This is a genomic window from Paraburkholderia sp. BL25I1N1 (assembly GCF_003002025.1).
GTDB lineage: Bacteria > Pseudomonadota > Gammaproteobacteria > Burkholderiales > Burkholderiaceae > Paraburkholderia.
In genome coordinates this window covers 25,995-52,054 of the sequence record NZ_PVZB01000025.1, presented here as the reverse complement: position 1 = coordinate 52,054, position 26,060 = coordinate 25,995, and the positions used below count along the sequence as shown (strand labels likewise).

Genomic DNA, 26,060 nt, shown 5'->3' with positions numbered 1-26,060 from the left:
TGCAGACAGTCAGATATCCAACGGCGCCGAGTGCGCCGATTTTTTTGCCGGGCGCCTCGGTTCAACCACCTCTACATCGCTCTGAACAGTGATCGGCACTAGCGGAATGCGCACGATGAAACGTGCGCCGCCTTCTGGGGCATCCTCGTAATGCACGCTGCCGTGATGCAGCACCATGATGTCGTGGACGATCGCGAGGCCGAGACCGGCGCCGCCATCCACGCCGGCGTCGGTCTGACCGTCGCCGCGGAAGAACCGCTTGAAGAGATCGGCCTGCTGGTTGCGCGGCACGCCCGGTCCGTTGTCTTCGACGATGATCTCCGCCATGCGCAATTCGTCGATTACCGTTTGCGACACCGTCACCGTGATGCGGCCGCCGTCGAAGCGCGACGGCGGCACGTATTTGAGCGCGTTATCCAGCAGATTGGCGAGTACTTCGTGCAGCAGCACGGGATTGCCGCGCGCCATCAGCGGATGGCCGTTGCTCGGGTCGTCCAGACGCTGGAAACCGAGGTCGACGTGGAACGTCAACGCACGCGGCACCCATTCGGCGCCTGTGTCGAACGCGAGCGCGGCCATGTCCACGTTGACGAAGCGAGCCGCCTGTTCGCCCGGCTCGGCACGTGCGAGCGAGAGCAGTTGATTGGACAGCCGCACGGCGCGATCAGCCGCGGCGCGCAGTTCACGCACGGCGGCCAGGGTTTGCTGCGGATCGCGCGCGATGGCCGCCTGCTCCGCATGCAGCTTGACGGCGGTGAGCGGCGTGCGGAGTTGATGCGCGGCGTCGGCGATGAACTTGCGCTGACCGTCGAGCGCCGTTTTCAAGCGGCCGAGCAACGCATTCAACGCGCCGGTCAGCGGGCGAATTTCGACCGGCACATAGGTTTCATCGACCGGTTCGAGCGACGTGTGAGTTTGCCGGTTCAGCGAATCGGCAAGATCGGTAAGCGGATTGAGCTGCTGATTGACCACGCGCCATACGATCACCCAGCCCGCCAGCAGCAGCAACAGCAGCGGCATCATGATCGCGACCAGAAATTCGGCGGCAATGCGAAACCGGTGATGCACCGGCTGACCGACTTCGACGACGATCGGATTACCCGTCGGCTGATCGACCCGGACCTGCGCCACTCGCACCGTCACGCCTTGATGCTGCGTTTCGAATACATACGCGTAATGCATGCGCCGCACGCTCGTGCCTTGCAGCGGAAGATTGTGATCGCCGGCAATTTCCGTTTCGCCGGTGCTGATCCGGTAGACGAGGTGCTCGACTGGGTCCGAGAACATGGCCTGCGCGAGCGGCGGCACCGTGATGCGTGCATCCGGGCCGGCAATCTGGATCTGCTTGGAAATCGCGGTGGCGAGATCGGCGAGCGAACGGTCGACCACGTGCTGCGTGTACTGCCACGCCAGCCAGTAGGCGATCAGGCCGCTCATGAGCGCGAGCAGCGAAAGGGGAGCAGCGAGGCGCCGCAGCAGCGTGCGGCGCAGACTATTGGCGGCCGGCTGGGGCATGATCGAACGCGCGGGAAAGTAGCAACGGCGCAAGCACCGCGAAATATCGCCGGATGCCGGCGAAGTGCGCACCGAGTGCGCGGCGCCGGCCTGGCGTCGTCAGGCCGCAACGTAGCGTGCGGCCTTCACGACGATTATGCGGCCTGACGGATTTCCTGCAACAGATAACCGAAGCCGCGTACCGTGACGATCTCGACACGGCAGTTTTCGAGCTTTTTACGAACCCGGTGCACATAGACCTCGATCGCGGTGTCGCCGAGATCGCCGCCGAAATGCGTCAGATGGTCTTGCAGCTGTGCCTTGCTGACCACGCGGCCATGACGCAGCAGCAGCATTTCAAGCACAGCGAATTCGCGCGGCGAGAGTTCGAGCGGCTTGTCGTCGTTGAAAATGCGGCGATCGACGCCCGACAGGCGCACACCGCCCAGCGACACTTCCGGACGCGGCATGTCGCCGTGCGGCCCGCTGCGGCGCATGACCGCGCGGATGCGCGCTTCGAGCTCGGTGGGCTCGAACGGCTTCAGCATGTAGTCGTCGGCGCCGGAATTCAGGCCTTGCACGCGGTCGTTCAGCTCGTCGCGCGCGGTGAGGATGATCACCGGCGTGTGACGATTGCTCTGACGGAAGCGCGAGAGCAGCGTCATGCCGTCGATGCCGGGCAGACCCAGATCGAGGATCACCAGCTCATGGCGATTTTGCGTAAGGGCCTGTTCGGCGAAAATGCCGTCGTGGACCATGTCGACGGTGAAGCCGGCTTGTTCGAGACTGCTTTGGATGCCGCGTGCGATGGGGCGGTCATCTTCGATCAGAAGGAGTCGCATGAGTTTCGCTCAAGTACAATGGGTTAGGCGTTTGGGCAAGCGGTTCGCCGGGGCGCCTGCTGCACAGGCAGCATGCGGCGTGGCCGTACCGAACTGGCACGAAGCGGCCACGAAGCAGGCATCGAGCGGCCTCGAAACGCCAACCGGGCGCTTCTCAACCTGTCACATCGCACCAGTCTCCCGAAGGGCCAGGATAACTTCGGACAACCCGGCGTTTTCCTGAAAGCGATCACGAAGTCATGTCCGAGATAAGCATTCACGAACTGGAAGCCGCAATCAACTTCTGGCGCGCCCGCTCACCTTCGAGCGGCGACGAACTCGTTCTGTGCAAGGAGGCAAGCGCGCTCTCCAAGCCGTATGCGCTGCTGATTGTACAGCGTCAGCACACGCTATCACTGGATCGTTTAGACGGGATTGCCAGGCAAGCGTGGGATTCTTACGTGCACCTTAAGAATAGCCTGTAGAACTGAAGGTTTGGGCAAGGGATTACCTGCAATGCCCTTTCATTGCTGCCGAATTGCTCAATGGTCGGCGCATAAACACGCCTGAGACGCGCCAGCTTTTTTGTATTACGCCGTAATACTGTCGATAAACGTCGCCAGTTTGATGTCGCGCTCGGTCAAGCCACCGGCCTCATGCGTGGACAGCGTGATCTCCACCTTGTTGTAGACGTTGAACCATTCCGGGTGGTGATCCATTTCCTGCGCCTTGATCGCCACGCGCGTCATGAAGCCGAATGCTTCGTTGAAGTCGGCGAATTTGAACTGGCGCTGGATCGCGTCGCGGTCCGCCACCGCTTGCCAGCCCTGCAAGCCGGCGAGCTGCGTGGCGCGTTCTTCGGGAGTCAGTTTCTGAATCATGGTGCTACCTCATTGGATCTGAACGGGCACGCCGGTGAGCGTGCGCATCCCTATTTTTTCACGGATGACGTCTGCCCGCGGCCGGCCTGCTTCTCAAATATCGCCGTCGGCCGGCCAGCCTTCCTGAGAGCCGCGCGTAATGACGCGGTCGTGCTCGAGGACGTCGCCGGCCGCGAAGGGCGGTTCGGCGGCAAGCCTTGCCAGCAGCGGCGCGAAATCGGTTTGCGCGATGTTGAGCAACTGCGCGAAGTCGTCGATCACAAAGTAGGTTTTCTGGAACGTGTCGATGCGGTAGCGCGTGCGCATCACCCGTTCGAGATCGAAGCCGAGGCGGTTCGGCGCGGCGCTTTGCTGGCTGTAGAGCGTTTCGCCCTTGCTCGACACGATCCCCGCGCCGTAGATCTTCACGCCGTTCGGACTGGCCGCGTCCCGGATCAGCCCGAACTCCACTGTGTACCAATAGAGACGCGCGAGCAGCGGCAGGGCGCCGGCGTCATGCGCGGCGACCGCGGCGCGGCCGTACGCGTGCATGTAGTCCGCGAAAACGGGGTTGATCAGCAGCGGCACGTGGCCGAACAGATCGTGAAAACAGTCCGGCTCCTGCAGATAATCGAGCTGGTCCGGCCGGCGCATCCACCAGGTCACGGGAAAGCGGCGATTCGCCAGATGCTCGAAGAACACCTGGTCCGGTACGAGGCCGGGCACGGCGACGATCTGCCAGCCGGTGGCGGGCGTGAGCTTCGCGTTGATTTCGTCGAATGAGGGCATGCGGTCGGCAGGCATACCGATGGTGTCGACGCCGGCCAGGAACTCATCGCAGACGCGCCCTTTGAGCAGCGCCGTCTGGCGCGCGTAAAGCTGTTGCCATACCGCATGGTCGACCGCGCCGTAGCGCCCGATCGGTTGGTCGATGGTGAAATCGGCGCGGGTTTCGAGGCCGGCGTCGAATTGCTCTTTCAGTTTGGCGGTATTGGCGGTGGACATGATGCTGCGCTCTACGGTGACGGCTTATATATGGGTGATGCAAGTGTAGAGCGGCGGCAATGCGGAATGGGCGCAATGATGGCGGTTTATGAGTTGATCATGCAATAATCATGCATAAATGAGCCATTCAATGCGGATATCCAACATGTTAGAACTAGATCACTTCGATCTTGCACTGCTGGACGTGCTTCAGCGCTTCGGCCGTGCAACGCATCAGCAACTGGCGGAGCAGGTGCCGCTGTCGCCGTCGCAGATTGGACGGCGTCTGCAGCGGCTGGAGCAGGTGGGCGTGGTGGATGGCTATCGCGTCGTGCTGCGGCCCGAAAGGCTCGGGCTCGGTGTCACCGCGTTTACCAGTCTGAAGTTGAAGCACCACGGCGATTCGATCATCGAGCAGTTTCAGCAGCAGATTGATGTGCTGCCTGAAGTGCTGGAATGTCATGCCGTGGTGGGCGACGCCGACTATCTCCTGCGTATTGTCGCGCCCGATCTGAATTATCTGTCGACGTTCGTGATGAAGAAGCTGATGCGTGTGCCAGGCGTCGACAGCGTGCGCTCGAATATCGTGCTCACCACGTTCAAACGCAATGGTCCGTTGCCGCTGGGCCATCTGTCGCCGGGGACGGCCGCACCTTGATGCGGCGCCGGCCGCGCTGACTCCGCCTGCAGCCCTGGGTTGCCACAGGCTTATGCCGCTTGCTTCGGCGCGCTGTCCGGGCTCAGCAAATCGACGTAGGCCACCGCCACCAGATCCGATTCCGGCACGCCGAGCGTGGCGAACATCGCATGCGCTTCGGCGTGGCCGCCTTCTTCATCGTCGTCCTGGGCGAGCACCACTTCCAGTTCGACGAAGTCGCCCAGACCGTCGACGCGGTCCAGATGGATCCGCGTGCGCCCGGTCAGATACACGTGCCGTTCCTTGGTGACGATGCCGCGCGTGGTCAGCGCGGTGGCGAGCAGCGCGTGCATGGCCTCCGGATTGGTCACCGGGCTGCGCGTGTAGTACGACGCCTTCGGACCGTCGCGGTCGTCGCGCTGGTAGAAGATCAGCTCGGCCGGCGTGCCGTCGTCGAATTGGCGCAGCTTCAGGCGGCCGCGCGGCACGTCGTAGAAAAAGTCCTGCTGGCGGAAGATCAGCGGTGCGTCCGGCGCGAGCTGCGCCGCGCGTTCGCGGAGTTGCTCGAAATGCTGGGCGCGGGCTTTGATTTCAATGTTGCGTGCCATGTCAGGTTCCTGTTGAAGGATGGATTGATCGGCGGCTTCCGGTGTTGCCGAGGCGAGCTGCCGGGAAGGACAAATCAGGTGGAACGGAAAAGGATGGCGAGCAGGCGCGTGTGCGCGAACCCTCAATCTAACAAAAACTGCGTGACGGTGTGGTTTCAGGCGAGGGTCAAGTGGTCGCGGCGGGCGAGCGGGTTGCTGGACCCGCACGCAGGCGGCTGATGCGTTAGGAGATAGCGCCGGTTATCTATAGCGATAGGACCATACGGCTTGCAGCTGTCATGAGAGCGGCTCATATCGCACACTCGCTGGCGCTCTCGTGCCCACCACGCAAGCGCCATTCGCGCGATCCTCAAGTTGCCCATTGCTGCTCTATCAGTTTCAACGCCGCGGCGATTGCCGGTTCCTCCTTGCGCTGAGCGAGCGTAATAAAGCTGAGCTGGGTCGGCACGGTAACACCTTCGACGATGGTCAACGCGTGCGCATGCGCTTCGGCGATCGCGGTGGCGTCACGTGCGAGCGTGAGACCGACGCCTGATTTAACCAGATCGAGCATCGACGGCTCCTGGTCCACTTCCGCCACCTTGACCGGCTTCACACCGGCTTCGTCAAAGCAGCGCGTCAGCAGCCGGTTATGCGCCGACGCGGGCGGCGTCCAGATCCACGGCAGCGCCGCCAGCGCACGCCAGTCGCGCGCACCCTTGACGCGGTCTTTCCAGCCGGCCGGCGCGAGCACGCGGTATTGGAAGTGAGTCAGCGTGACCGCATGGAAAGCGGGGCCGTCGCGCGGTTCGTCTTCGGACGGCAAGCCTATGTAGTAGCCGACATCCAGCTCGCCCGCGCGAACCTGCTCCAGCACCCAGCCCGACATGCCATGACGCAAGGCCGTCTCGATGTGCGGCCAGCTTTCCACGAGCTGCTTGAGAAAGCCGCCCAGGCGCAGAAACGCCGGGTCGAGGATCGTGCCGATCCGCAATCGTCCGCGCACTTCGTGACGCAGCGATTGCGCCGCCCGCTGCACGTCGTTCGCCGCGCCGAGCGCGCGTTCGGCGTGCGGCAGCAGCGCCTGTCCGTCACGCGTGAGCGAGAGCCCGTGCGAGGTCCGCGTGAACAGCGTGACGCCGAGCGTCTCCTGCAAATGCTTGATTTGCAGGCTGACGGCAGGTTGGGTCAGGTGCAGTTGCACGGCGGCACGCGTGAGGTTGCCCTCGCGCGCCACGGTGACGAACGCCCGGAGCAGAGTCAGATCCATATCCTGATATTAACGCGCCTTATAGCGCAGTTGAGCATTACTCATTGGATTTCCCGTCCCGAAGCGCCGTACGCTTCACTTTCAGCACGGCTTTATCACGCCCCGGGCACGCCGGGGCGGAAGACTTCACACGAAAGAGGACATCATGAGCGAGACATATCAGGACGAAACCCAGCGTAGCGCGACGAGCGCCCGTGCGCTGACCCACTTCATCAACGGCAAGACGTTCGAGGGCACGAGCGGCCGTTTCGGCGACGTCTTCAATCCCGCGCAAGGCAGTGTGAGCGCGCGCGTCCCGCTGGCGAGCGTCGCCGAAGTGGATGCCGCCGTCGCCGCCGCCAAGGCGGCGTTTCCCGCGTGGAGTGAAACCGCGCCGATCAAGCGCGCGCGTGTCCTGTTCAAGTTCAAGGAACTGCTCGACCGCCACCACGACGAACTCGCGGAACTGATCACGCGCGAGCACGGCAAGGTGTTTTCGGACGCGAAGGGGGAGGTGATGCGCGGCATCGAGATCGTCGAGTTCGCGTGCGGCATTCCGAGCCTGTTGAAGACCGACTTCACCGATCAGATCGGCGGTGGCATCGACAACTGGAATCTGCGTCAGCCGCTCGGCGTGGTCGCCGGCATCACCCCGTTCAATTTCCCGATGATGGTGCCGTGCTGGATGTTTCCCGTCGCGATTGCGTGCGGCAACACGTTTGTATTGAAGCCATCGGAGCGCGATCCGTCCTGTTCGAGCCGTCTCGCGGAATTGCTGAAGGAAGCCGGCTTGCCAGACGGCGTGTTCAACGTCGTGCACGGCGACAAGGTCGCTGTCGATGCGTTGCTGGTGCATCCGGAAGTCAACGCATTGTCGTTTGTCGGTTCGACGCCGATTGCCGAATACATCTACACGGAAGGCACGAGGCACGGCAAGCGTGTGCAGGCTTTGGGCGGAGCGAAGAATCATCTGGTGGTGATGCCGGACGCGGATCTCGACCAGGCCGTCGATGCCTTGATCGGGGCGGCATACGGTTCCGCGGGCGAGCGTTGCATGGCAATTTCGGTGGCCGTAGCGGTGGGACATATCGCCGATGAACTGGTCGAGCGGCTCACACCGCGCGTGAAGAGTTTGAAGATTCTCAACGGCATGGAATCGGATGCCGAGATGGGACCGTTGGTGACGTCGGTGCATCGCGAGAAAGTGGTCGGCTATATCGACTCGGGCATCGAAGCGGGCGCGAAGCTGGTGGTCGACGGACGCGGCCATCAGGTCAGCGGTCATGAGAAGGGTTTCTTTCTGGGCGGCACTCTGTTCGACAATGTTTCGACCGAAATGAAGATCTATCGCGAAGAGATATTCGGACCCGTGCTCTGTGTAGTGCGCGTGCCGGATTTTGCTTCCGCGGTGGAACTGATCAACGCCAACGAGTTTGCTAACGGCGTGTCGTTGTTTACGTCCGATGGCGGCGTCGCTCGCGCGTTTTCGCGGCAGATCCAGATCGGCATGGTGGGCATCAATGTGCCGATTCCCGTGCCGATGGCGTGGCATTCGTTTGGTGGCTGGAAGAAGTCGCTGTTCGGCGATCATCATGCGTATGGTGAAGAAGGTGTGCGGTTTTATACGCGCTACAAGAGCATCATGCAGCGCTGGCCCGACAGTATTGCCAAGGGTGCTGAGTTCACGATGCCGGTGGCCAAGTAATGTGATGCGATTGCCTTCGGCAGGCTGCGCTTCTGGCGGCCTGTCGAGGGCAGAAAACAAAAATAGAGCCCAGGCCGCAGTCGCATGACAACCATGCGGCTAGTCGGCAAAAAAAGCTTAGGAGACGGAACAATGAGCCATACCGATCCGACGTCCGCGGCCCGGCGTCTCGAAGGCGAGTTCGACTACATCATCGTGGGTGCGGGGACAGCGGGTTGTGTGCTGGCCAATCGCTTGACCCAGGATCCCGACGTGCAAGTGCTTCTGCTCGAAGCCGGGGGAAAAGACGACTATCACTGGATTCACGTGCCGGTCGGCTACCTCTATTGCATCGGCAATCCGCGCACGGACTGGCTCTATAAAACGCAGGCGGAAGCGGGCCTCAATGGCCGCGCGCTGTCGTATCCGCGCGGCCGCGTGTTGGGCGGGAGTTCTTCCATCAACGGCATGATCTACATGCGTGGCCAGCGCGAAGATTACGATGAATGGGCGCGCGTCACGAACGACGCATCCTGGTCGTGGAACTCGGTGTTGCCGATCTTCAAATGCAGCGAAGATCACCATGCCGGCGCGAGCGAATCGCATGGCGCAGGCGGACCTTGGCGGGTCGAAAAACAGCGGTTGAAATGGAAAATTCTCGAGGAGTTTTCGCGTGCCGCGCAAGAGGCCGGCATTCCCGCCACCGACGACTTCAACCGCGGCGACAACACCGGTGTCGGCTACTTCGACGTGAATCAGAAACGCGGCATTCGCTGGAATGCATCGAAGGCGTTTTTGCGTCCCGCACTCAAGCGGCCGAATCTCACCGTGATCACCGGCGCGCACACGCAACGCGTCGTATTCGAAGGACGCCGTTGCACAGGCGTCGAATATCGCGGCGACAACACGGACTATCTGGCCAAGGCTCGCTGTGAAGTGATCCTCAGTTCAGGTGCGGTGAATTCACCGCAGTTGCTTGAACTCTCCGGTATCGGCAATGGCGCGCGCCTGCAGAATCTGGGTATCGAGGTCGTCAACGATCTGCGCGGCGTGGGCGAGAATCTGCAGGATCATTTGCAATTGCGCATGGCCTATAAAGTCGACGGCGTGCGTACGCTCAACACGGCATCTGCGCACTGGTGGGGCAAGTTGCTGATCGGCATGCAGTACGCGTTTTTTCAAAGCGGCCCGATGTCGATGTCGCCGTCGCAACTCGGCGCGTTCGCCAAATCCGATCCAGGCGATCGCACGCTCACGCGGCCCGACCTCGAATATCACGTCCAGCCGCTTTCGCTCGATCGCTTCGGCGAGCCGCTGCATCGGTTCAATGCATTCACGGCGTCGGTGTGCCAGTTGCGGCCCACTTCGCGCGGCAGCATTCACATCGAATCCGCCGATGCTTCAGCGCCACCCCTGATCGCGCCGAACTATCTCTCCACCGACTACGACCGGCACGTTGCCGCCAACGCGCTGCGTCTTACGCGCCGCATCGCGGCGGCGCCTGCGCTCGCACGCTACCGGCCGCAGGAGATTTTGCCTGGCATTCAGTACCAGACCGAAGAGGAATTACAACAGGCGGCCGGCGCGGTCGGCACGACCATCTTCCATCCAGTCGGCACTTGCCGCATGGGGACGACCGACGATCCCGGCGCGGTGGTCGACAACAGGCTACGGGTTATCGGTGTTGACGGACTGCGCGTGGTCGATGCATCGGTCATGCCGACCATCACTTCCGGCAACACCAATTCGCCCACGCTGATGATCGCCGAGCGCGCCAGCGACATGATCCGCGAAGATCGCCGTGCGCACGTGGGCGGCAGCTTCGCGGCACAGACTAGCGCAACGCCTTCCATGTCCGCAGTGTGACAGCTAGCCCACGAGCGGCATGAGATGCCCGTCCGACCTGCGCGGCGGGCCTCTCGCACGTATGCGCCCCGTTCGGGGCCGGTGTCATCCACGTCCACTAAGTGCAAATCCCAATGAATGCGCTGCATCATTGGCGCGACAATGGCAGCCATGCTGCGTGCCGCCCCATGGATTACCGTCCGGATTGGTGCAGCACGCCAACGAGCGGCACGGGGTGCCGCCGTCATAAAAAGTCGCGCAGCGGTTCGCGCGGAAGATCGTAGTGCTTCGCCTTACTCCGTATGGAAGGGAACATGATTCTCGGCGATACGATTCTCGAAACGCGCGGCCTCACTCGTGAGTTCAAAGGCTTCATCGCCGTGAACGGTGTGAACCTGCGCGTGCGTCGTGGCTCGATCCATGCGTTGATCGGCCCGAACGGGGCAGGCAAGACCACCTGCTTCAATCTGCTCACCAAGTTTCTGGAACCTACTGCGGGCCAGATCGTTTTTAATGGCATCGACATCACCGGCGAACGCCCGGCGCAGATTGCGCGGCGCGGCATTATTCGTTCGTTCCAGATTTCCGCGGTGTTTCCGCATCTGACAGCATTGCAGAATGTGCGCATCGGTTTGCAGCGCCAGCTCGGCACGGCATTTCATTTCTGGAAGAGCGAGCGCACGCTGCGTCAACTCGATGACCGCGCAATGGATCTGCTCACCCAGGTCGGACTGACCGATTTCGCCGATGTGTTGACGGTCGAACTTTCCTATGGCCGCAAACGCGCGCTGGAAATTGCTACCACGCTCGCCATGGAACCGGAACTCATGTTGCTCGACGAACCGACGCAAGGCATGGGCCATGAAGACGTCGATCGCGTGACGGCGTTGATCAAAAAAGTATCGAGCGGCCGCACCATCCTGATGGTCGAGCACAACATGAATGTGATCGCCGGCATCTCCGACACGATTACGGTGCTGCAACGAGGCGAAGTGCTCGCCGAAGGCAGCTACGCCGAAGTGTCGAAAAATCCGCTCGTCATGCAAGCCTATATGGGCAGCGCCGACGCGGCGCTTGCCGGAGCTCACGCATGAATACGATTGCCGAGCGAGAAAGCCTCGACATAAGCGGGACGGATAACGCCGTTCCCGCGCTGGACATCAAGGGTTTGCAGGCGTGGTACGGGGAATCCCATATTCTGCATGGCGTCGATCTGACGGTGAACCGCGGCGAAGTCGTCACGCTGCTGGGCCGCAACGGCGCCGGACGCACCACGACGCTGCGCGCCATCATGGGCTTGACCGGACGGCGCACCGGTTCGATCCGCATTGGCGGACGCGAAACCATCAGTCTGCCCACGCATCGCATCGCGCATTGCGGCGTAGGTTACTGTCCGGAAGAACGGGGTATTTTTTCGAGCCTCTCGTGCGAGGAAAACCTGCTGTTGCCGCCGCCCATCGGCGACAAGGCGCACATGATGTCGCTCGAAGAAATCTATTCGATGTTCCCGAATCTGCAGGAACGCCGCGCCAGCCAAGGCACGCGGCTATCCGGCGGCGAACAGCAGATGCTGGCGGTGGCGCGTATTCTGCGCACCGGCGCGAGCCTGCTGCTGCTCGACGAAATCTCGGAAGGGCTCGCGCCTGTCATCGTGCAGGCGCTGGCGCGCATGATCATGACACTCAAGGCGCGGGGCTACACCGTCGTGATGGTCGAACAGAACTTTCGTTTTGCCGCGCCGCTGGCGGACCGCTTCTATGTGATGGAGCACGGCGCGATTGTCGAGCACTTCGGGGCAAGTGAGCTCGAAAGCAAGATGCCGGTCCTGCACGATCTACTGGGCGTATAAAAGCGCCCGATTGCCTCTGATAACCACAAGCGAAGAAACCAGGAGACAGGAATGAAAAAGAACCCACTCGCGCGGCTTGCCACACTCTGTTTCGCGGTCGCCGCCGGCGCCGCCTTGACGATGAGCAGCGCGCAAGCGGCTGACGACGCGGTGAAGATCGGTTTCATCACCGACATGTCCGGTCTGTATGCGGACATCGACGGGCAGGGTGGACTCGAAGCGATTCGCATGGCGGTGGCGGATTTCGGCGGCAAGGTCAACGGCAAGCCGATCACCGTGGTGTATGCGGACCACCAGAACAAGGCGGACATCGCGGCGTCGCGCGCGCGTGAGTGGTTCGACCGTGACGGCGTCGATCTGCTGATCGGCGGCACGAATTCGGCAACCGGTCTGTCGATGAACACCGTGGCCGGAGAAAAGAAGAAGGTGTACATCAGCATCGGCGCGGGCGCGGACACGCTGACCAATGAGCAATGCACGCCGTACACGATCCATTATGCGTACGACACCACGGCGCTGGCCAAGGGCACGGGTTCGGCAGTGACGAAGCAGGGCGGCAAGACGTGGTACTTCCTGACGGCCGACTATGCGTTCGGCAAGGCGCTGGAGAAGAACACGTCGGATGTGGTGAAAGCGAATGGCGGCCAGGTGCTGGGCACGGTGCGCCATCCGCTGTCGGCGTCGGACTTCTCGTCGTTCCTGTTGCAGGCGCAAGCGTCGAAGGCGCAGATCCTCGGCCTCGCCAACGCGGGCGGCGACACGATCAACTCGATCAAGGCGGCCAAGGAGTTCGGCATTACCAAGACGATGAAACTCGCCGCGCTGCTGATGTTCATCGACGACGTGCACAGCCTGGGTCTCGAAACCACGCAAGGTCTGGTACTGACGGACAGTTGGTACTGGAACAAGGACGCCACCACCCGCAAGTGGGCGCAGCGCTACTTCGACAAGATGAGGAAGATGCCGTCGAGCCTGCAGGCTGCCGACTACTCGGCGACCATGACCTATCTGAACGCAGTGAAGGCGGTGGGTTCGACCGACTCCGACAAGGTGATGGCACAACTGAAAAAGACCAAGATCGACGATTTCTATGCGAAGGGCTACATCCGTCAGGACGGCAGCATGATCCACGACATGTACCTGATGCAGGTCAAGACGCCGGCCGAATCCAAAGAGCCGTGGGACTACTACAAGATCACGGCGACGATCCCCGGCGAGCAGGCGTTCACGACCAAGGCCGAAACGCGCTGCGCGCTGTGGAAGTAATCGCTGGTTCATAACCAGATGGTCGTCTGTCTGGTCGTCCTGACGGGCGAGGCGTGGTGCCGTGATGGTACACAGGCTGACGGCGGAGCGTTTCACATGCCGCGCGCGATTGGCGTCGTTGCCGCTGATCGCGCGCCGGCCGGATCGTGCGTGACCGATCTCACCTTGGCGATGGGTTAAGGCTTCAATGGAAATCTTTGGCGTTCCGCTACCGGCGATGCTGAGCCAGCTGTTGCTGGGGCTCGTGAACGGCTCGTTCTACGCAATATTGAGCCTCGGGCTGGCGGTGATCTTCGGCTTGCTCAACGTGATCAATTTCGCTCACGGCGCGTTGTTCATGCTGGGTGCCATGCTCGCGTGGATGGGCTTTTCGTATTTCGGCCTGCCGTACTGGCTGATGCTGGTGCTCGCACCGCTGATCGTCGGGTTGTTTGGCATCGTGATCGAGCGCTCGATGCTGCGCTGGCTCTACAAGCTCGATCATCTGTACGGGCTCTTGCTGACATTCGGGCTCACGCTCGTGGTGGAAGGCGTGTTCCGCTCCATCTATGGTTCGTCCGGTCAGCCGTACGACGTGCCGTCGGCGCTCTCCGGCGCAACCAATCTCGGCTTCATGTTCCTGCCGAACTATCGCGCGTGGGTCGTGGTGGCTTCGTTGGCGGTGTGCTTCGCGACATGGTTCGTGATCGAGAAGACGCGTCTCGGCGCCTATCTGCGCGCCGGTACGGAAAACCCGAAATTGGTCGAAGCGTTCGGCATCAACGTACCGCTGATGATCACGCTCACCTACGGCTTCGGCGTCGCGTTGGCGGCGTTTGCGGGCGTGCTCGCGGCACCGGTAATTCAGGTCTCGCCGCTGATGGGCCAGCCGATGATCATCACGGTGTTCGCGGTTGTCGTGATCGGCGGCATGGGTTCGATCATGGGCTCGATTCTGACCGGTTTGCTGCTCGGCGTGATCGAAGGGCTGACGCGCGTGTTTTACCCGGAAGCGTCGGCGACCGTCGTCTTCGTGATCATGGCGCTCGTATTGCTGGTGCGCCCGGCGGGTCTCTTCGGCAAGGAAAAATGATGCAGAGAAAAGTGCTCTACGGTCTGCTGCTGGTCGTGCTGCTCGCGGTGCCCGTGCTCGGCATCTATCCGCTCTTCGTAATGAAGGTGCTGTGCTTCGCGCTGTTCGCGGCGGCGTTCAATTTGCTGATCGGCTACACCGGGTTGCTGTCGTTTGGGCACGCCATGTTTCTCGCTTCGGCTGGCTATGTGACGGGCTATGCGATCCAGTCGCTCGGCTTCTCGCCGGAACTCGGTGTGCTGACCGGCACGGCGGCGGCAACCTTGCTCGGCCTGATCGTGGGTCTCTTCGCAATTCGCCGCCAGGGCATCTACTTCGCGATGGTCACGCTGGCGCTCGCGCAGATGGTCTACTTCGTGTTCCTGCAGGCGCCGTTCACGCATGGCGAGGATGGTCTGCAAGGCGTGCCGCGCGGCAAGCTGTTCGGCGTGCTGGATCTGTCGTCCGACATGGCGCTGTATTTCGTCGTGCTCGCCGTGATGGTGCTGGCCTTCCTGCTGATCGTGCGGATCGTGCATTCGCCGTTCGGGCAGGTGCTGGTGGCCATCAAGGAGAACGAGCCGCGCGCGGTGTCGCTCGGCTACGATACGGATCGCTTCAAGCTGCTCGCGTTCATTCTGTCGGCGGGAATTGCGGGTCTCGCGGGTTCGCTCAAGGTGTTGGTGCAAGGCTTCGAGACCTTGAGCGACGCGTATTGGACCATGTCCGGCCTCGTGATCCTGATGACGCTCGTTGGCGGCATGGGTACGTTGTTCGGGCCGCTGCTCGGCGCGGCGCTGATCGTCGCGCTCGAGGATCGACTCGGCGATATCGGCGGGGCACTGGCGACGACCACGGGCGTCGAGTGGTTCCGCTCGCTGGGCGAATCGGTGACCATTGTCACCGGCGTGATTTTCATTGCCTGCGTGCTGGCGTTCCGGCGTGGCATCGTCGGCGAAATCATCGCGCGAGTGCGGCCGCTGCGAGCCTGACGCTCAGTAAAATGGGCGATTGCTTCGGCATCCGATATAATCCAGCCGTCTCGATGCGGCAGGTTGAAAAGGGCGGCAATCGAGTCGAAATGCATACACCGTATGGCTCCCGCAACGTGCCCCAATTCGGTGCCGCAGTGCACCACTAGGGTAATTGCTAGTTGTAGTACGCGGAGTGCTCGTTTAATCTTCATGCAGTTCTGATGCACCACGAATTTTGCAGGTGGAGAACGAGGAGACAATGAGGCACTCAGTGCCCAGACGAAAGCGCTGTTGGATTGATATCCAACAGCGCTTTTTATTTGTATTTCCGGTTATTCGCCATTCCAATTCCCCGCTAATTCGGTGACCCTTTTTCATTCGCCGAACACGTCTCTATTTCACACGTCACAACCCTGCAAAACGCTTGCCGCGTGTGGCTTTCGTCCGCTAAACTCGCTATTCACCGACCGCGTGGTCGGGATTTAAATCTGTGCATTTAAATTCGAATGAATAACGGGGTTGATAGAGGAGCGGGATGAAGTCGGCATTGCGTTGGATCAGCGCGGCATTGGTCGCCACCGGAGTGAGCGCAGCATGGAGCGGCCATGCATTCGCGGACGTGAAAATCGGCGTGACCGTGTCGGCAACCGGCCCGGCCGCGTCGCTCGGCATTCCGGAAAAGAACACGATCGCACTGCTGCCTAAAGAGGTGGCAGGTCAGAAGATCGATTACATCGTGCTCGACGACGCCACGGATTCCACCCAGGCCGTCAAGAACGCACGCAAGCTCACGAGCGAAGATCACGTGGATGCGCTGATCGGCTCGACCGTCGTGCCGAACTCGCTTGCCATGATCGACGTCGCCGCCGAAACCACCACGCCCATGATCTCCATGGCGGCCGCGGCGAGCATCGTCGAGCCGATGGACGCGAAGCGCGCGTGGGTCTTTAAGACGCCGCAGAACGACATTCTCATGGCCACGGCCATCGCGCAGCACATGTCGAACCATGGTGTGAAGACGGTGGCCTTTATTGGTTTCTCCGACGCCTACGGCGAGAGCTGGTTCAAGGAATTCGGCAAGGCTGCCGATCTCGCGAAGATCAAGGTCGTCGCGAGCGAACGTTTCGCACGCAACGACGCATCGGTGACCGGCCAGGTGCTAAAGATCATGTCGCAGAATCCAGACGCGGTGCTGATTGCGGGTGCCGGCACACCGGCCGCGCTGCCGCAGAAAACGCTCAAGGAGCGTGGCTATAAAGGCAAGTACTATCAGACACACGGCGTCGCCAATAACGACTTCCTGCGCGTTTGCGGCAAGGATTGCGAAGGCACCTATCTGCCGGCGGGTCCGTTGCTCGTTGCCGAGCAATTGCCTGATTCGAATCCGGTGAAGAAGAGTGCGCTTGCCTATAAGCGCGCGTACGAAACCGCTTACGGCGCCGGCTCGGTGTCGACCTTCGGCGGCCACGCGTGGGACGCGGGCCTGCTGCTGCAACGCGCGATTCCGCTGGCGTTGAAGAAGGGTCAACCGGGCACGCCTGCATTCCGCGAAGCATTGCGGGCCGCACTCGAAAGCACCAAAGACATGCCCGCGTCGCACGGCATCTTCAATATGAGCGCGAACGACCATGCTGGTCTCGACCAACGGGCACGCGTGATGGTGGAGATTGTCGGCGGCAAGTGGAAGTTGTCCGGCGACTAAGCGAAGGCAAAGCGATATGGACCTTCAATAAACAAAAGACGCGTGCAGTTGACGCGTCTTTTTTATTGTCCGCATCGCGTGAAAAAGTGTGGCTCCGCCGCTTCAGGACAAACCCGCATTTGGGTTGCAGTCTATTGACCGTCAATCATGCAGAACGCAATACTACTAACATGTTAGTGTTTTGTTCACAGGATATCGCAGCAGTTTGCAGTCGTGGTATGCGCAGTGAAGTAGCAGCAAAGCGGCGACGGTATTCGCGCTGAGCAGGGAAAACCATGCTTGGCACGCCAGAACCCTATAACTAGATTCAGACACCCGGCCCACGAGTCGGATTTCAGATACGCGCCTCAAAGCGTTTGGAGACTTGCAATGAAAAAGACAAAGCAATGGGTACGCACCGGCATTGCCATGGCGTTGATGTGCAGTGCGGGCGCGGCGTTCGCTCAGGTGAAAATCGGCGTGACGCTTTCCACCACGGGGCCGGCCGCATCGCTCGGGATTCCTGAAAAGAACACGATTGCACTGTTGCCGAAAGAGATCGGCGGCAAGACCGTGCAGTACATCATTCTCGACGACGGGTCCGATACCGGCAAAGCCGTGCAGAACACGCGCAAGCTGATCGATGAAGACCACGTCGACGCGATCATCGGCTCGACCGTCACGCCGAATTCGCTCGCCATGCTCGACGCCGCTGCCGAAGGCAAGACGCCGGTGATCTCGCTGGCGGCATCGGCGGCGATCATTTCGCCGATGGACGCGAAGCGCGCATGGGCCTTCAAACCGCCGCAGAACGACAGCCTGATGGCCGACGCCATCGCCGACTACATGGAGCATCACGGCGTAAAGACGGTGGGCTTCATCGGCTTCGCGGATGCGTACGGCGACGGCTGGAACAACGTCTTCACCGCGGCGGCCGCCGCACACAATCTGAAGATCGTCTCGAACGAGCGCTTTAACCGCACCGATGCATCGGTGACGGGCCAGGTGCTGAAGACGATGGGCGCGAACCCCGACGCGGTGCTGATCGCGGGCGCGGGCACGCCGTCGGCGCTGCCGGCCAAGACGCTCAAGGAGCGCGGCTACAAGGGCAAGGTCTATCAGACTCACGGCGTCGCCAACAACGACTTCCTGCGCGTGTGCGGCAAGGACTGCGAAGGCGAATTCCTGCCGGCCGGACCGATCCTCGTGGCGGATCAACTGCCTGACTCGAACCCGGTGAAGAAGTCGTCGCTGGCTTATAAGTCGGCGTATGAGAAAGCGTATGGCGCGGGTTCGGTGGCGACGTTCGGCGGGCACGCATGGGACGCCGGTCAGATGCTGCAAGCAGCGATTCCGGTCGCACTGAAGACCGCTCAGCCGGGCACGGAACAGTTCCGCGTGGCACTGCGTGGGGCGCTTGAGAACATCAAGGAACTGCCGGTCTCGCACGGCATCATGAACACCACGACGACCGACCACAACGGCCTCGACAAGCGCGCACGCGTGATCGTGCAGATCGTCGACGGCAAGTGGAAGTTGCAGAACGACTAACGACAAAAGCGGTACGCGCCTCTCGCGCAACGTGCGGCACGTGACGCCGCATTGCCATTCTGTTCGATGACAATGGCATCGACCGCCGCGCCGCGTACCGGCGCGGCGGTCGCCTTTTCAGGGCATAGCGGGTCGATGGACGGCCACGAGTTCTGCCGCCACGACGGTTTCCCGGTTTCGATTTCGACGCTTCAGGACGAGGAAGTATGGATCTATCAATTGCGGCGATCCTCGCGCAGGACGGCATCACCACGGGCGCGATCTACGCGCTGCTAGCGCTCGCGCTGGTGCTGGTGTTCTCCGTGACGCGGGTGATCTTCATCCCGCAGGGGGAGTTTGTTTCGTACGGCGCGTTGACGCTCGCCGCACTGCAGACGCAGAAATTTCCAGCCACCTGCTGGTTGCTGATGGCGATGGGCGCGGCCTGCTTCGTCGTCGAGATAGCGGGGCTGGTGCGGCATCCCGAACGGCGCCGGCATGCGGCGCGCACGCTGGTCATGCTGGTCGGCAAATATCTGCTGTTTCCGATCGCGGTCTATGCGCTGACACAAGGCGTTTTCATGCATACGCTGCCGATGATCGCGCAGATCGCGTTGACGCTGCTGATCGTGATTCCGATGGGTCCTTATGTGTACCGTCTCGCGTATGAGCCGATCGCGGAGGCAAGCACGCTGCTGCTGTTGATCGTGGCGGTGGCAGTGCACTTCGCGATGGTCGGCCTGGGTCTCGTCATGTTCGGCGCGGAAGGTTCACGCACTACAGCGTTTTCCGATGCGACCTTCAACATCGGCACACTGACGATTTCCGGACAAAGCCTGTGGGTGGTCGGCACGGCGGTGGTGTTGATCGGCGCGCTGTATCTTTACTTCGATCGCTCGATCTCGGGCAAGGCGTTGCGCGCGACGTCGGTGAACCGGCTCGGCGCGCGGCTCGTCGGCATCGGCACGACGCAAGCAGGGCGGCTCGCATTCACGCTGGCGGCGGGCCTCGGCGCGCTGTGCGGCATCCTCGTCGCACCCTTGACCACCATCTACTACGACTCGGGCTTCCTGATCGGTTTGAAGGGCTTCGTGGGGGCGATTATCGGCGGGCTCGTCAGCTATCCGCTGGCGGCCGCGGGCTCGATCCTGGTCGGCCTGCTGGAGTCGTATTCGTCGTTCTGGGCGAGCGCTTACAAGGAAGTGATCGTGTTCACGCTGATCATCCCCGTGTTGCTCTGGCGAAGTCTCGCCAGTCCGCACGCCGAAGAGGAAGAGGAGTGACGCGATGAAACGGATCATGCAAAACAAGTTCTTCTGGTTGTTCCTCGTGGTGCTGTTCGCGCTGCCGGTGTTGCCGCAACCGATTCACGTGCCTGAGTACTGGGTGACGCTGCTCAACTACATCGGTCTGTATTCGATCGTCGCGATCGGTCTTGTGCTGCTGACCGGAATCGGCGGGATGACGAGCTTCGGGCAAGCCGCGTTTGTCGGGATCGGCGCTTATGCGACCGCCTATCTGACGACGCGGTATGGCGTTTCGCCGTGGCTCGCATTGATCGCCGGCGTGATCGTGACGGCGTTGATCGCGTTGATGCTCGGTTTGGTGACGATGCGGTTGTCGGGACACTTTCTGCCTCTGGGCACGATTGCCTGGGGACTCGCGCTGTTCTACCTGTTCGGCAATCTTGAAATGCTGGGCAAATACGACGGTATCAACGGGATTCCGGTGCTGAATGTATTTGGCATCAACCTCGAATCCGGCCGCCATATCTATTACCTGATCTGGCTGGTGGTGCTCGGTGCGGTCATTTCTGTTCAGAATCTGCTTAATAGTCGTCCGGGGCGGGCGATCCGCGCGTTACGTGGCGGCGGCATGATGGCCGAGGCAATGGGCGTCAACACCGGATGGATGCGCGTGGTGATCTTCGTGTACGCGGCGGTGCTGGCCTCCGTCTCGGGTTTCCTCTACGCCCACCTGCAGCGCGCGGTGAACCCGACGCCTTTCGGTCTGAATCACGGCATCGAATTTCTGTTCATGGCCGTCGTGGGCGGCGTCTCGCACGTCTGGGGCGCGGTGCTCGGCGCGGCGATCCTGACGGTGCTGCAAGATTATTTGCAAACCTTGCTGCCGAAGCTGCTCGGCGAGAACGGCAACTTTGAAGTGATCGTGTTCGGCATTTTGATGGTGCTGCTGCTGCAATACGCGCGGCAGGGCGTTTGGCCGTTCGTCGCGCGATTTTTCCCGAAGGGCCCGCGCGCTCACGTCGCTGATCACGCCGAGCCGTTGGCGCAGCGCAGCAAGCCGGCGGCCGGTGAAGACTTGTTGACGGTGAATAAAGCGCGCAAGCAATTCGGCGGTCTGGTCGCGGTGAACGATGTCAGCTTCGAGGTGAAGGCGGGGCAGATCATCGGCCTGATCGGTCCGAATGGCGCCGGCAAGTCGACGACCTTCAATCTGGTGACCGGCGTGTTGCAGGCGACGAGCGGTGAGATCACGTTCTGCGGCGAGCGCATCGATTCGCTGAGTTCACGTGAAATCGTCAAACGCGGAATCGGCCGCACGTTCCAGCACGTCAAGCTGCTGCCGGGGATGACGGTGCTTGAGAACGTCGCGATTGGTGCGCATCTGCGCGGGCAAGCCGGTGTCTGGCGCAGCGTCGTGCGCCTGAACAGCGCGGAAGAAGCGCGCTTGATGGCCGAGGCGGCTCGTCAGATTCGCCGCGTCGGCCTCGAGCAGCACATGTACGACGAAGCCGGGAGCCTCGCGCTGGGACAGCAACGGATTCTCGAAATCGCTCGCGCGCTGTGTTGCGATCCGACGCTGCTGCTGCTGGATGAGCCGGCCGCAGGTCTGCGCTATCAGGAAAAGCTGCAACTGGCCGACCTGCTGCGTCGCCTGAAGGCTGAAGGCATGAGCGTGCTGCTGGTGGAGCACGATATGGACTTCGTGATGAATCTCACCGATCGGCTGGTGGTCATGGAGTTCGGGACTCGTATCGCCGAAGGTCTGCCGCAAGAGGTACAACAAGACCCGGCAGTGCTGGAAGCTTATCTCGGCGGGGTGGAGTGATGGAGAACACGATGAATGCTGCCGGCCCGATTCTCGACGTGGACGGTTTGTCGGTCCGCTATGGCAAGGTGGAGGCGCTGCACGGCGCGGCGATCAAGGTGCGGGCCGGCCAGATTGTCTCGGTCATCGGCCCGAACGGTGCGGGCAAGTCCACGCTGTTGAACGCGATCATGGGCGCGTTGCCGACCACGGGCCATGCGAAGGGCACCGTCCTGTACCAGGGCGAAGACGTTAGCGCCGTGCCGGTCGAGAAGCGCGTGTCGCGCGGTATGTGTCTCGTGCCGGAGAAGCGCGAGTTGTTTGCGTCGATGACAGTGGAAGACAACCTCGTCCTGGGTGCCTATCGGCGCAAACGGGCACGGGAGCGCAACTTCCTGGATCAACTCGAACCGGTCTTTACCCTGTTCCCGCGGCTGAAAGAACGGCGCAAGCAGGCTGCCGGAACGTTGTCCGGTGGCGAACGGCAGATGCTCGCAGTGGGCCGGGCGCTCATGGGCAAACCGGACCTGCTGATGCTGGACGAGCCGAGTCTCGGTCTCGCACCGTTGATCGTGAAAGAAATCTTCCACATCATCAGCGCGCTGCGGCAGACCGGCGTTGCGACATTGCTGATCGAACAGAATGCGCGCGCCGCGTTGCAAATCTCCGATTACGGCTATGTACTGGAAACCGGTGAACTTGCACTCGAAGGACCGGCGGCGGACTTGGCGCAGAATCCGCGCGTGATCGAAACCTATCTTGGGCTGGCGAAGAAAGTGGCTTAGCGACTAGGTTTGCTTGCGTTTCCGGCTTGTTCGAAGCGGCGTGTTTCACGTGAAACACGCCGCTTTTTTGTAGATTGGCCATTCGGACGAATTCGGGCCTAAACCGAACCCGTTATAATTCGCTCATACTTTCCTTTTGAAGGCTCACGCGATGATCTGGCGTGAGATCTCGCGATGCTCTTTCCCACAGAATTTGACTTAATCGTCGTCGGCGGTGGTCATGCCGGCACCGAAGCCGCTTTAGCTTCGGCGCGCATGGGTAATACCACTCTCCTGTTGACCCACAATATCGAAACCCTCGGCCAGATGAGCTGCAATCCGTCGATCGGCGGAATCGGCAAGGGCCATCTCGTGAAGGAGGTGGATGCTCTCGGCGGCGCAATGGCGGCCGCGACGGACGAGGGCGGCATCCAGTTCCGCATCCTTAATTCGTCAAAGGGTCCGGCCGTTCGTGCGACGCGCGCCCAGGCTGACCGTCTGCTGTATAAGCAGGCTATCCGGCATCGGCTGGAGAATCAGCCGAACCTGTGGCTTTTCCAGCAAGCAGTCGACGATCTGATGGTGGAAGGCGATCGCGTCGTTGGTGCCGTGACGCAGGTGGGAATTCGTTTTCGGGCGCGCGCGGTGGTCCTGACGGCCGGGACGTTCCTTGACGGCAAGATTCATGTGGGTTTGAACAACTACACCGGCGGCCGCGCCGGCGATCCGGCTGCGGTGTCGTTGTCCGCGCGTCTGAAGGAACTGAAGCTGCCACAAGGTCGCCTTAAGACGGGGACGCCGCCGCGAATCGACGGCCGCACGATCGATTTTTCCGAACTCGAGGAGCAGCCGGGCGATCTGGATCCGGTGCCGGTCTTCTCGTTTCTTGGGCGCGTTGAGCAGCATCCGCGGCAAGTGCCGTGCTGGGTGACGCACACCAACGAGCGCACGCACGACATCATCCGCGGCGGTCTCGACCGTTCGCCGATGTACACCGGCGTGATCGAAGGGGTGGGGCCGCGCTACTGCCCGTCGATCGAAGACAAGATTCACCGATTCGCGTCGAAGGAATCGCATCAGATCTTTCTCGAACCGGAAGGCCTGACGACCAACGAGTTCTATCCCAACGGGATTTCCACAAGCCTGCCGTTCGATGTGCAACTGGAACTCGTGCGTTCGATGCGCGGCTTGGAGCACGCACACATCCTGCGGCCGGGTTATGCGATTGAGTATGACTACTTCGACCCGCGCGGGCTGAAGTCATCGCTGGAAACCAAGGTGATCCATGGTCTGTTCTTCGCCGGTCAGATCAACGGTACGACTGGCTATGAGGAGGCGGCGGCGCAGGGTCTACTGGCGGGCATCAATGCAGGTCTGTTTGTGCAAGGCAAGGAAGCGTGGTGCCCGCGCCGTGATGAAGCTTATCTTGGTGTGCTCGTCGACGATCTGGTGACGCGCGGCGTGTCCGAGCCGTACCGCATGTTTACAAGCCGCGCGGAATATCGCTTGAGCTTGCGCGAAGACAATGCGGATATGCGCCTTACGGAGATTGGTCGTGAACTCGGTGTCGTTGACGACACCCGCTGGGACGCTTTCAGCCGCAAGCGCGATGCTGTTTCACGTGAAACAGAGCGTCTTCGCACGACGTGGGTTAATCCTAAGACCTTACCGGCGGACGAGGCGACTGCGTTGCTGGGCAAGCCGATCGACCATGAGTACAGCCTGGCGGACCTGCTGCGTCGACCGGGTGTGTCCTACGACGGCGTTTGCGGCTTGCGCGCCGGCGCCTGCGCCGCGCCGGAGACCTTGGCCGAAGACGATGTTCTGCTTGCCCAGATCAAGGAACAGATTGAAATCGGCATCAAATATCAGGGCTATATCGAGCGCCAGGCCGGCGAAATCGAGCGAAACGAGGCGCACGAGAGCACGCGCTTGCCTGACGGGCTGGACTATGCGGAAGTTCGCGGGTTGTCATTCGAAGCACGCCAGAAGCTGACGCAATTCCGCCCTGAGACCATTGGCCAGGCATCGCGTATTTCGGGTATCACGCCGGCGGCGATTTCCTTGCTGATGGTCCATCTGAAGCGCGGGCTGGGCCGTCGTCCGACGAAACCCGCCGAGCCTGGCACAGACAGCACGCCGGTGACGCAATGACGGTGAGCCAGAAGGGGAGTGGCCGGGAAGCGTTGGCGCCGTTGCTTGAGGCCGGTGTTCGCGAACTCGGGCTCAAGTTGAGTGACGCGCAACTCGGCAAACTGCTCGACTATGTCGCGTTGTTGTCGAAATGGAACGCCGTCTATAACCTCACGGCGATCCGCGATCCGCGCCAGATGCTGGTTCAGCACATTCTGGATTCACTTTCGATTGTGCCGCACCTCGCGCCGCTGGGCCCGTCCTCAGTACTCGATGTTGGCTCGGGTGGCGGTCTGCCGGGCATCGTGCTGGCGATTGTCCTGCCAGAATGGACCGTGACCGTGAACGACATCGTTCACAAAAAGACGGCGTTCCAGGCACAGGCCAAGGCTGAACTCGGCCTTGCGAATCTCTCCGTGGTGACCGGCCGGGTCGAGACTTTGCAGCCAGGCGCCGAAGTACCGGCAAAGTTCGACGTAATTGTCTCGCGCGCATTCGCAGAGCTCGCGGATTTCGTTACACTGGCCCGTCATCTGGTTGCGGAGCAGGGCGCGATCTGGGCCATGAAAGGGGTGCGCCCGGACGGCGAGATCGAACGCTTGCCGGCGGGCGCCCACGTGGAACGGGTTATCCGGCTGAACGTGCCGTCGCTCGATGCCGAGCGGCATCTGATCAAAGTTTTGGTGGACGTCGCCAGCTAGCAGACTAGCGGCTGGCACGTACCGGCCTCTTAGCCGCACCGGCATCACCCACGATTTTTACTTCATCCAAGCTGCAAAAGGGACACTCCAACGATGGCAAAAATCTTCTGCGTTGCGAACCAGAAGGGCGGCGTCGGCAAAACGACGACCACAGTCAATCTGGCCGCGAGCTTGGCAGCGCAGGGACAGCGAGTCCTACTCATCGACCTGGACCCGCAGGGCAACGCCACGATGGGCAGCGGCATCGATAAGGCTGCGTGCGCAAACACCGTCTACGAAGTGCTGGTGGACGGTGTTGCGGTGGCCGATGCGCGAGTGCGGCCGGAGGCTGTCGGTTATGACGTGCTGCCCGCGAACCGCGAACTCGCCGGCGCTGAAGTCGAATTGGTCAGTGTGCAGAACCGTGAGGGTCAATTGAAGATTGCACTCGCGGCAGTCGAAAACGAATATGATTTCGTGCTGATCGACTGCCCGCCGGCTTTGTCGCTGCTGACCCTCAATGGCCTGTGCGCCGCGCACGGCGTCGTGATCCCGATGCAGTGCGAGTACTTCGCACTCGAAGGTCTGTCCGATCTGGTCAACACCATCAAACAGGTGCACGCGAACCTCAACCGCGACCTGAAGGTGATCGGTCTGTTGCGCGTGATGTTCGACCCGCGCATCACGCTGCAGCAGCAAGTCTCGGATCAGCTGAAAGAGCATTTCGGCGACAAGGTGTTCGACGTGGTGATCCCGCGCAACGTGCGTCTCGCCGAGGCACCGAGCTACGGTTTGCCGGGCGTGGTGTTCGACAGGGCATCGCGCGGTGCGCAGGCGTATGTGCAGTTCGGCGCGGAAATGATTGAGCGGGTGCGCGCATTGAATGACGCGCCCCAGGCATCCTAAGCGGATCGAGGAAG

General features: G+C 61.5%; 23 protein-coding genes. 17 read left to right on the top strand and 6 right to left on the bottom strand.

All coding sequences use genetic code 11. The features are described 5' to 3' along the window. Positions 1-9 precede the first annotated feature (9 nt). Together B0G73_RS30575 and B0G73_RS30570 are read right to left on the bottom strand one after the other, a co-directional pair. Complete coding sequence (locus B0G73_RS30575; RefSeq protein WP_106284949.1) at positions 10-1,515, bottom strand: sensor histidine kinase; 1,506 nt, start codon at positions 1,513-1,515, stop codon at positions 10-12. Between the two features lie 134 nt (positions 1,516-1,649). After that, positions 1,650-2,336 (bottom strand): response regulator transcription factor, encoded by a 687-nt coding sequence (locus B0G73_RS30570; protein WP_013590077.1) that lies wholly within the window; start codon positions 2,334-2,336, stop codon positions 1,650-1,652. Between the two features lie 239 nt (positions 2,337-2,575). On the opposite strand from B0G73_RS30570, the gene B0G73_RS30565 reads away from it, so the two are divergent. After that, on the top strand, positions 2,576-2,800 hold the full coding sequence (locus tag B0G73_RS30565) for a DUF3717 domain-containing protein (protein ID WP_106284892.1): 225 nt from the start codon (positions 2,576-2,578) through the stop codon (positions 2,798-2,800). A gap of 105 nt (positions 2,801-2,905) precedes the next feature. Here B0G73_RS30565 and B0G73_RS30560 read toward each other — a convergent pair whose 3' ends face one another. Next, positions 2,906-3,196, bottom strand: coding sequence for a 4a-hydroxytetrahydrobiopterin dehydratase (locus B0G73_RS30560; protein ID WP_106284891.1), 291 nt, complete (start codon positions 3,194-3,196; stop codon positions 2,906-2,908). A 93-nt stretch (positions 3,197-3,289) separates the two neighbouring features. Then, positions 3,290-4,180 carry a phenylalanine 4-monooxygenase gene (phhA, locus tag B0G73_RS30555; RefSeq protein ID WP_106284890.1) on the bottom strand — a complete coding sequence of 297 codons (891 nt, stop codon included), beginning with the start codon at positions 4,178-4,180 and terminating at the stop codon, positions 3,290-3,292. 145 nt (positions 4,181-4,325) lie between these two features. Here phhA and B0G73_RS30550 point away from each other — a divergent pair, with 145 nt between their 5' ends. Further along, the gene (locus tag B0G73_RS30550; RefSeq protein ID WP_106284948.1) at positions 4,326-4,817 is read left to right on the top strand and encodes an Lrp/AsnC family transcriptional regulator; all 492 of its coding nucleotides are present in this window, start codon (positions 4,326-4,328) and stop codon (positions 4,815-4,817) included. 50 nt (positions 4,818-4,867) lie between these two features. Here B0G73_RS30550 and B0G73_RS30545 read toward each other — a convergent pair whose 3' ends face one another. Together B0G73_RS30545 and B0G73_RS30540 are read right to left on the bottom strand one after the other, a co-directional pair. Next, entirely contained in the window at positions 4,868-5,404 is a 537-nt protein-coding gene (locus B0G73_RS30545) for a class IV adenylate cyclase (protein WP_106284889.1), read from the bottom strand. A 349-nt stretch (positions 5,405-5,753) separates the two neighbouring features. Further along, positions 5,754-6,653, bottom strand: coding sequence for a LysR family transcriptional regulator (locus B0G73_RS30540; RefSeq protein WP_106284888.1), 900 nt, complete (start codon positions 6,651-6,653; stop codon positions 5,754-5,756). A gap of 145 nt (positions 6,654-6,798) precedes the next feature. On the opposite strand from B0G73_RS30540, the gene B0G73_RS30535 reads away from it, so the two are divergent. The 15 genes from B0G73_RS30535 to B0G73_RS30465 all read left to right on the top strand — a co-directional run bounded on the left by B0G73_RS30535 (position 6,799) and on the right by B0G73_RS30465 (position 26,046). After that, positions 6,799-8,337, top strand: coding sequence for a CoA-acylating methylmalonate-semialdehyde dehydrogenase (locus tag B0G73_RS30535; protein WP_106284887.1), 1,539 nt, complete (start codon positions 6,799-6,801; stop codon positions 8,335-8,337). 132 nt (positions 8,338-8,469) lie between these two features. Beyond that, the gene (locus B0G73_RS30530; protein WP_106284886.1) at positions 8,470-10,182 is read left to right on the top strand and encodes a GMC family oxidoreductase; all 1,713 of its coding nucleotides are present in this window, start codon (positions 8,470-8,472) and stop codon (positions 10,180-10,182) included. Positions 10,183-10,475: 293 nt separating this feature from the next. Then, positions 10,476-11,255 (top strand): ABC transporter ATP-binding protein, encoded by a 780-nt coding sequence (locus B0G73_RS30525; RefSeq protein ID WP_007180049.1) that lies wholly within the window; start codon positions 10,476-10,478, stop codon positions 11,253-11,255. Continuing rightward, positions 11,252-12,010, top strand: coding sequence for an ABC transporter ATP-binding protein (locus B0G73_RS30520; protein ID WP_106284885.1), 759 nt, complete (start codon positions 11,252-11,254; stop codon positions 12,008-12,010). The genes B0G73_RS30525 and B0G73_RS30520 overlap by 4 nt, the downstream gene beginning before the upstream one ends. A 51-nt stretch (positions 12,011-12,061) precedes the next feature. Beyond that, on the top strand, positions 12,062-13,276 hold the full coding sequence (locus B0G73_RS30515) for an ABC transporter substrate-binding protein (protein ID WP_106284884.1): 1,215 nt from the start codon (positions 12,062-12,064) through the stop codon (positions 13,274-13,276). Positions 13,277-13,463: 187 nt separating this feature from the next. Beyond that, the gene (locus tag B0G73_RS30510; RefSeq protein WP_106284883.1) at positions 13,464-14,348 is read left to right on the top strand and encodes a branched-chain amino acid ABC transporter permease; all 885 of its coding nucleotides are present in this window, start codon (positions 13,464-13,466) and stop codon (positions 14,346-14,348) included. Then, positions 14,348-15,319: a branched-chain amino acid ABC transporter permease gene (locus tag B0G73_RS30505; RefSeq protein ID WP_181196678.1), complete on the top strand. Its 972-nt coding sequence runs from the start codon at positions 14,348-14,350 to the stop codon at positions 15,317-15,319. The genes B0G73_RS30510 and B0G73_RS30505 overlap by 1 nt, the downstream gene beginning before the upstream one ends. A gap of 517 nt (positions 15,320-15,836) precedes the next feature. Then, on the top strand, positions 15,837-17,003 hold the full coding sequence (locus B0G73_RS30500; protein ID WP_106284881.1) for an ABC transporter substrate-binding protein: 1,167 nt from the start codon (positions 15,837-15,839) through the stop codon (positions 17,001-17,003). Positions 17,004-17,372: 369 nt separating this feature from the next. Further along, the gene (locus B0G73_RS30495; RefSeq protein ID WP_106284880.1) at positions 17,373-18,533 is read left to right on the top strand and encodes an ABC transporter substrate-binding protein; all 1,161 of its coding nucleotides are present in this window, start codon (positions 17,373-17,375) and stop codon (positions 18,531-18,533) included. A 206-nt stretch (positions 18,534-18,739) separates the two neighbouring features. Then, positions 18,740-19,795: a branched-chain amino acid ABC transporter permease gene (locus B0G73_RS30490; protein ID WP_106284879.1), complete on the top strand. Its 1,056-nt coding sequence runs from the start codon at positions 18,740-18,742 to the stop codon at positions 19,793-19,795. A gap of 4 nt (positions 19,796-19,799) precedes the next feature. Beyond that, positions 19,800-21,584 (top strand): ATP-binding cassette domain-containing protein, encoded by a 1,785-nt coding sequence (locus tag B0G73_RS30485; protein ID WP_106284878.1) that lies wholly within the window; start codon positions 19,800-19,802, stop codon positions 21,582-21,584. Positions 21,585-21,595: 11 nt separating this feature from the next. Beyond that, positions 21,596-22,348 (top strand): ABC transporter ATP-binding protein, encoded by a 753-nt coding sequence (locus tag B0G73_RS30480; protein WP_181196675.1) that lies wholly within the window; start codon positions 21,596-21,598, stop codon positions 22,346-22,348. Positions 22,349-22,522: 174 nt separating this feature from the next. Next, positions 22,523-24,481: a tRNA uridine-5-carboxymethylaminomethyl(34) synthesis enzyme MnmG gene (gene mnmG, locus B0G73_RS30475; RefSeq protein WP_106284876.1), complete on the top strand. Its 1,959-nt coding sequence runs from the start codon at positions 22,523-22,525 to the stop codon at positions 24,479-24,481. Then, complete coding sequence (gene rsmG, locus B0G73_RS30470) at positions 24,478-25,161, top strand: 16S rRNA (guanine(527)-N(7))-methyltransferase RsmG (RefSeq protein WP_106284875.1); 684 nt, start codon at positions 24,478-24,480, stop codon at positions 25,159-25,161. The genes mnmG and rsmG overlap by 4 nt, the downstream gene beginning before the upstream one ends. Before the next feature lie 93 nt (positions 25,162-25,254). Further along, a complete protein-coding gene (locus tag B0G73_RS30465; RefSeq protein ID WP_106284874.1) occupies positions 25,255-26,046 on the top strand; it encodes a ParA family protein in 792 nt (263 codons plus the stop codon). Positions 26,047-26,060 lie beyond the last annotated feature (14 nt).

Excerpts from the sequence above, each read along its gene's own strand:
- B0G73_RS30490 (WP_106284879.1), top strand. The coding sequence starts at position 18,740 with ATGGATCTATCAATTGCGGCGATCCTCGCGCAGGACGGCATCACCACG.
- B0G73_RS30525 (WP_007180049.1), top strand. The coding sequence starts at position 10,476 with ATGATTCTCGGCGATACGATTCTCGAAACGCGCGGCCTCACTCGTGAG.
- B0G73_RS30575 (WP_106284949.1), bottom strand. The coding sequence starts at position 1,515 with ATGCCCCAGCCGGCCGCCAATAGTCTGCGCCGCACGCTGCTGCGGCGC.
- B0G73_RS30465 (WP_106284874.1), top strand. The coding sequence starts at position 25,255 with ATGGCAAAAATCTTCTGCGTTGCGAACCAGAAGGGCGGCGTCGGCAAA.
- B0G73_RS30505 (WP_181196678.1), top strand. The coding sequence starts at position 14,348 with ATGCAGAGAAAAGTGCTCTACGGTCTGCTGCTGGTCGTGCTGCTCGCG.
- B0G73_RS30480 (WP_181196675.1), top strand. The coding sequence starts at position 21,596 with ATGAATGCTGCCGGCCCGATTCTCGACGTGGACGGTTTGTCGGTCCGC.
- B0G73_RS30560 (WP_106284891.1), bottom strand. The coding sequence starts at position 3,196 with ATGATTCAGAAACTGACTCCCGAAGAACGCGCCACGCAGCTCGCCGGC.
- B0G73_RS30530 (WP_106284886.1), top strand. The coding sequence starts at position 8,470 with ATGAGCCATACCGATCCGACGTCCGCGGCCCGGCGTCTCGAAGGCGAG.
- B0G73_RS30540 (WP_106284888.1), bottom strand. The coding sequence starts at position 6,653 with ATGGATCTGACTCTGCTCCGGGCGTTCGTCACCGTGGCGCGCGAGGGC.
- B0G73_RS30570 (WP_013590077.1), bottom strand. The coding sequence starts at position 2,336 with ATGCGACTCCTTCTGATCGAAGATGACCGCCCCATCGCACGCGGCATC.
- B0G73_RS30485 (WP_106284878.1), top strand. The coding sequence starts at position 19,800 with ATGAAACGGATCATGCAAAACAAGTTCTTCTGGTTGTTCCTCGTGGTG.
- B0G73_RS30535 (WP_106284887.1), top strand. The coding sequence starts at position 6,799 with ATGAGCGAGACATATCAGGACGAAACCCAGCGTAGCGCGACGAGCGCC.
- mnmG (WP_106284876.1), top strand. The coding sequence starts at position 22,523 with ATGCTCTTTCCCACAGAATTTGACTTAATCGTCGTCGGCGGTGGTCAT.
- B0G73_RS30510 (WP_106284883.1), top strand. The coding sequence starts at position 13,464 with ATGGAAATCTTTGGCGTTCCGCTACCGGCGATGCTGAGCCAGCTGTTG.
- B0G73_RS30500 (WP_106284881.1), top strand. The coding sequence starts at position 15,837 with ATGAAGTCGGCATTGCGTTGGATCAGCGCGGCATTGGTCGCCACCGGA.
- B0G73_RS30515 (WP_106284884.1), top strand. The coding sequence starts at position 12,062 with ATGAAAAAGAACCCACTCGCGCGGCTTGCCACACTCTGTTTCGCGGTC.
- phhA (WP_106284890.1), bottom strand. The coding sequence starts at position 4,180 with ATGTCCACCGCCAATACCGCCAAACTGAAAGAGCAATTCGACGCCGGC.
- B0G73_RS30565 (WP_106284892.1), top strand. The coding sequence starts at position 2,576 with ATGTCCGAGATAAGCATTCACGAACTGGAAGCCGCAATCAACTTCTGG.
- B0G73_RS30520 (WP_106284885.1), top strand. The coding sequence starts at position 11,252 with ATGAATACGATTGCCGAGCGAGAAAGCCTCGACATAAGCGGGACGGAT.
- B0G73_RS30550 (WP_106284948.1), top strand. The coding sequence starts at position 4,326 with ATGTTAGAACTAGATCACTTCGATCTTGCACTGCTGGACGTGCTTCAG.
- B0G73_RS30495 (WP_106284880.1), top strand. The coding sequence starts at position 17,373 with ATGAAAAAGACAAAGCAATGGGTACGCACCGGCATTGCCATGGCGTTG.
- B0G73_RS30545 (WP_106284889.1), bottom strand. The coding sequence starts at position 5,404 with ATGGCACGCAACATTGAAATCAAAGCCCGCGCCCAGCATTTCGAGCAA.
- rsmG (WP_106284875.1), top strand. The coding sequence starts at position 24,478 with ATGACGGTGAGCCAGAAGGGGAGTGGCCGGGAAGCGTTGGCGCCGTTG.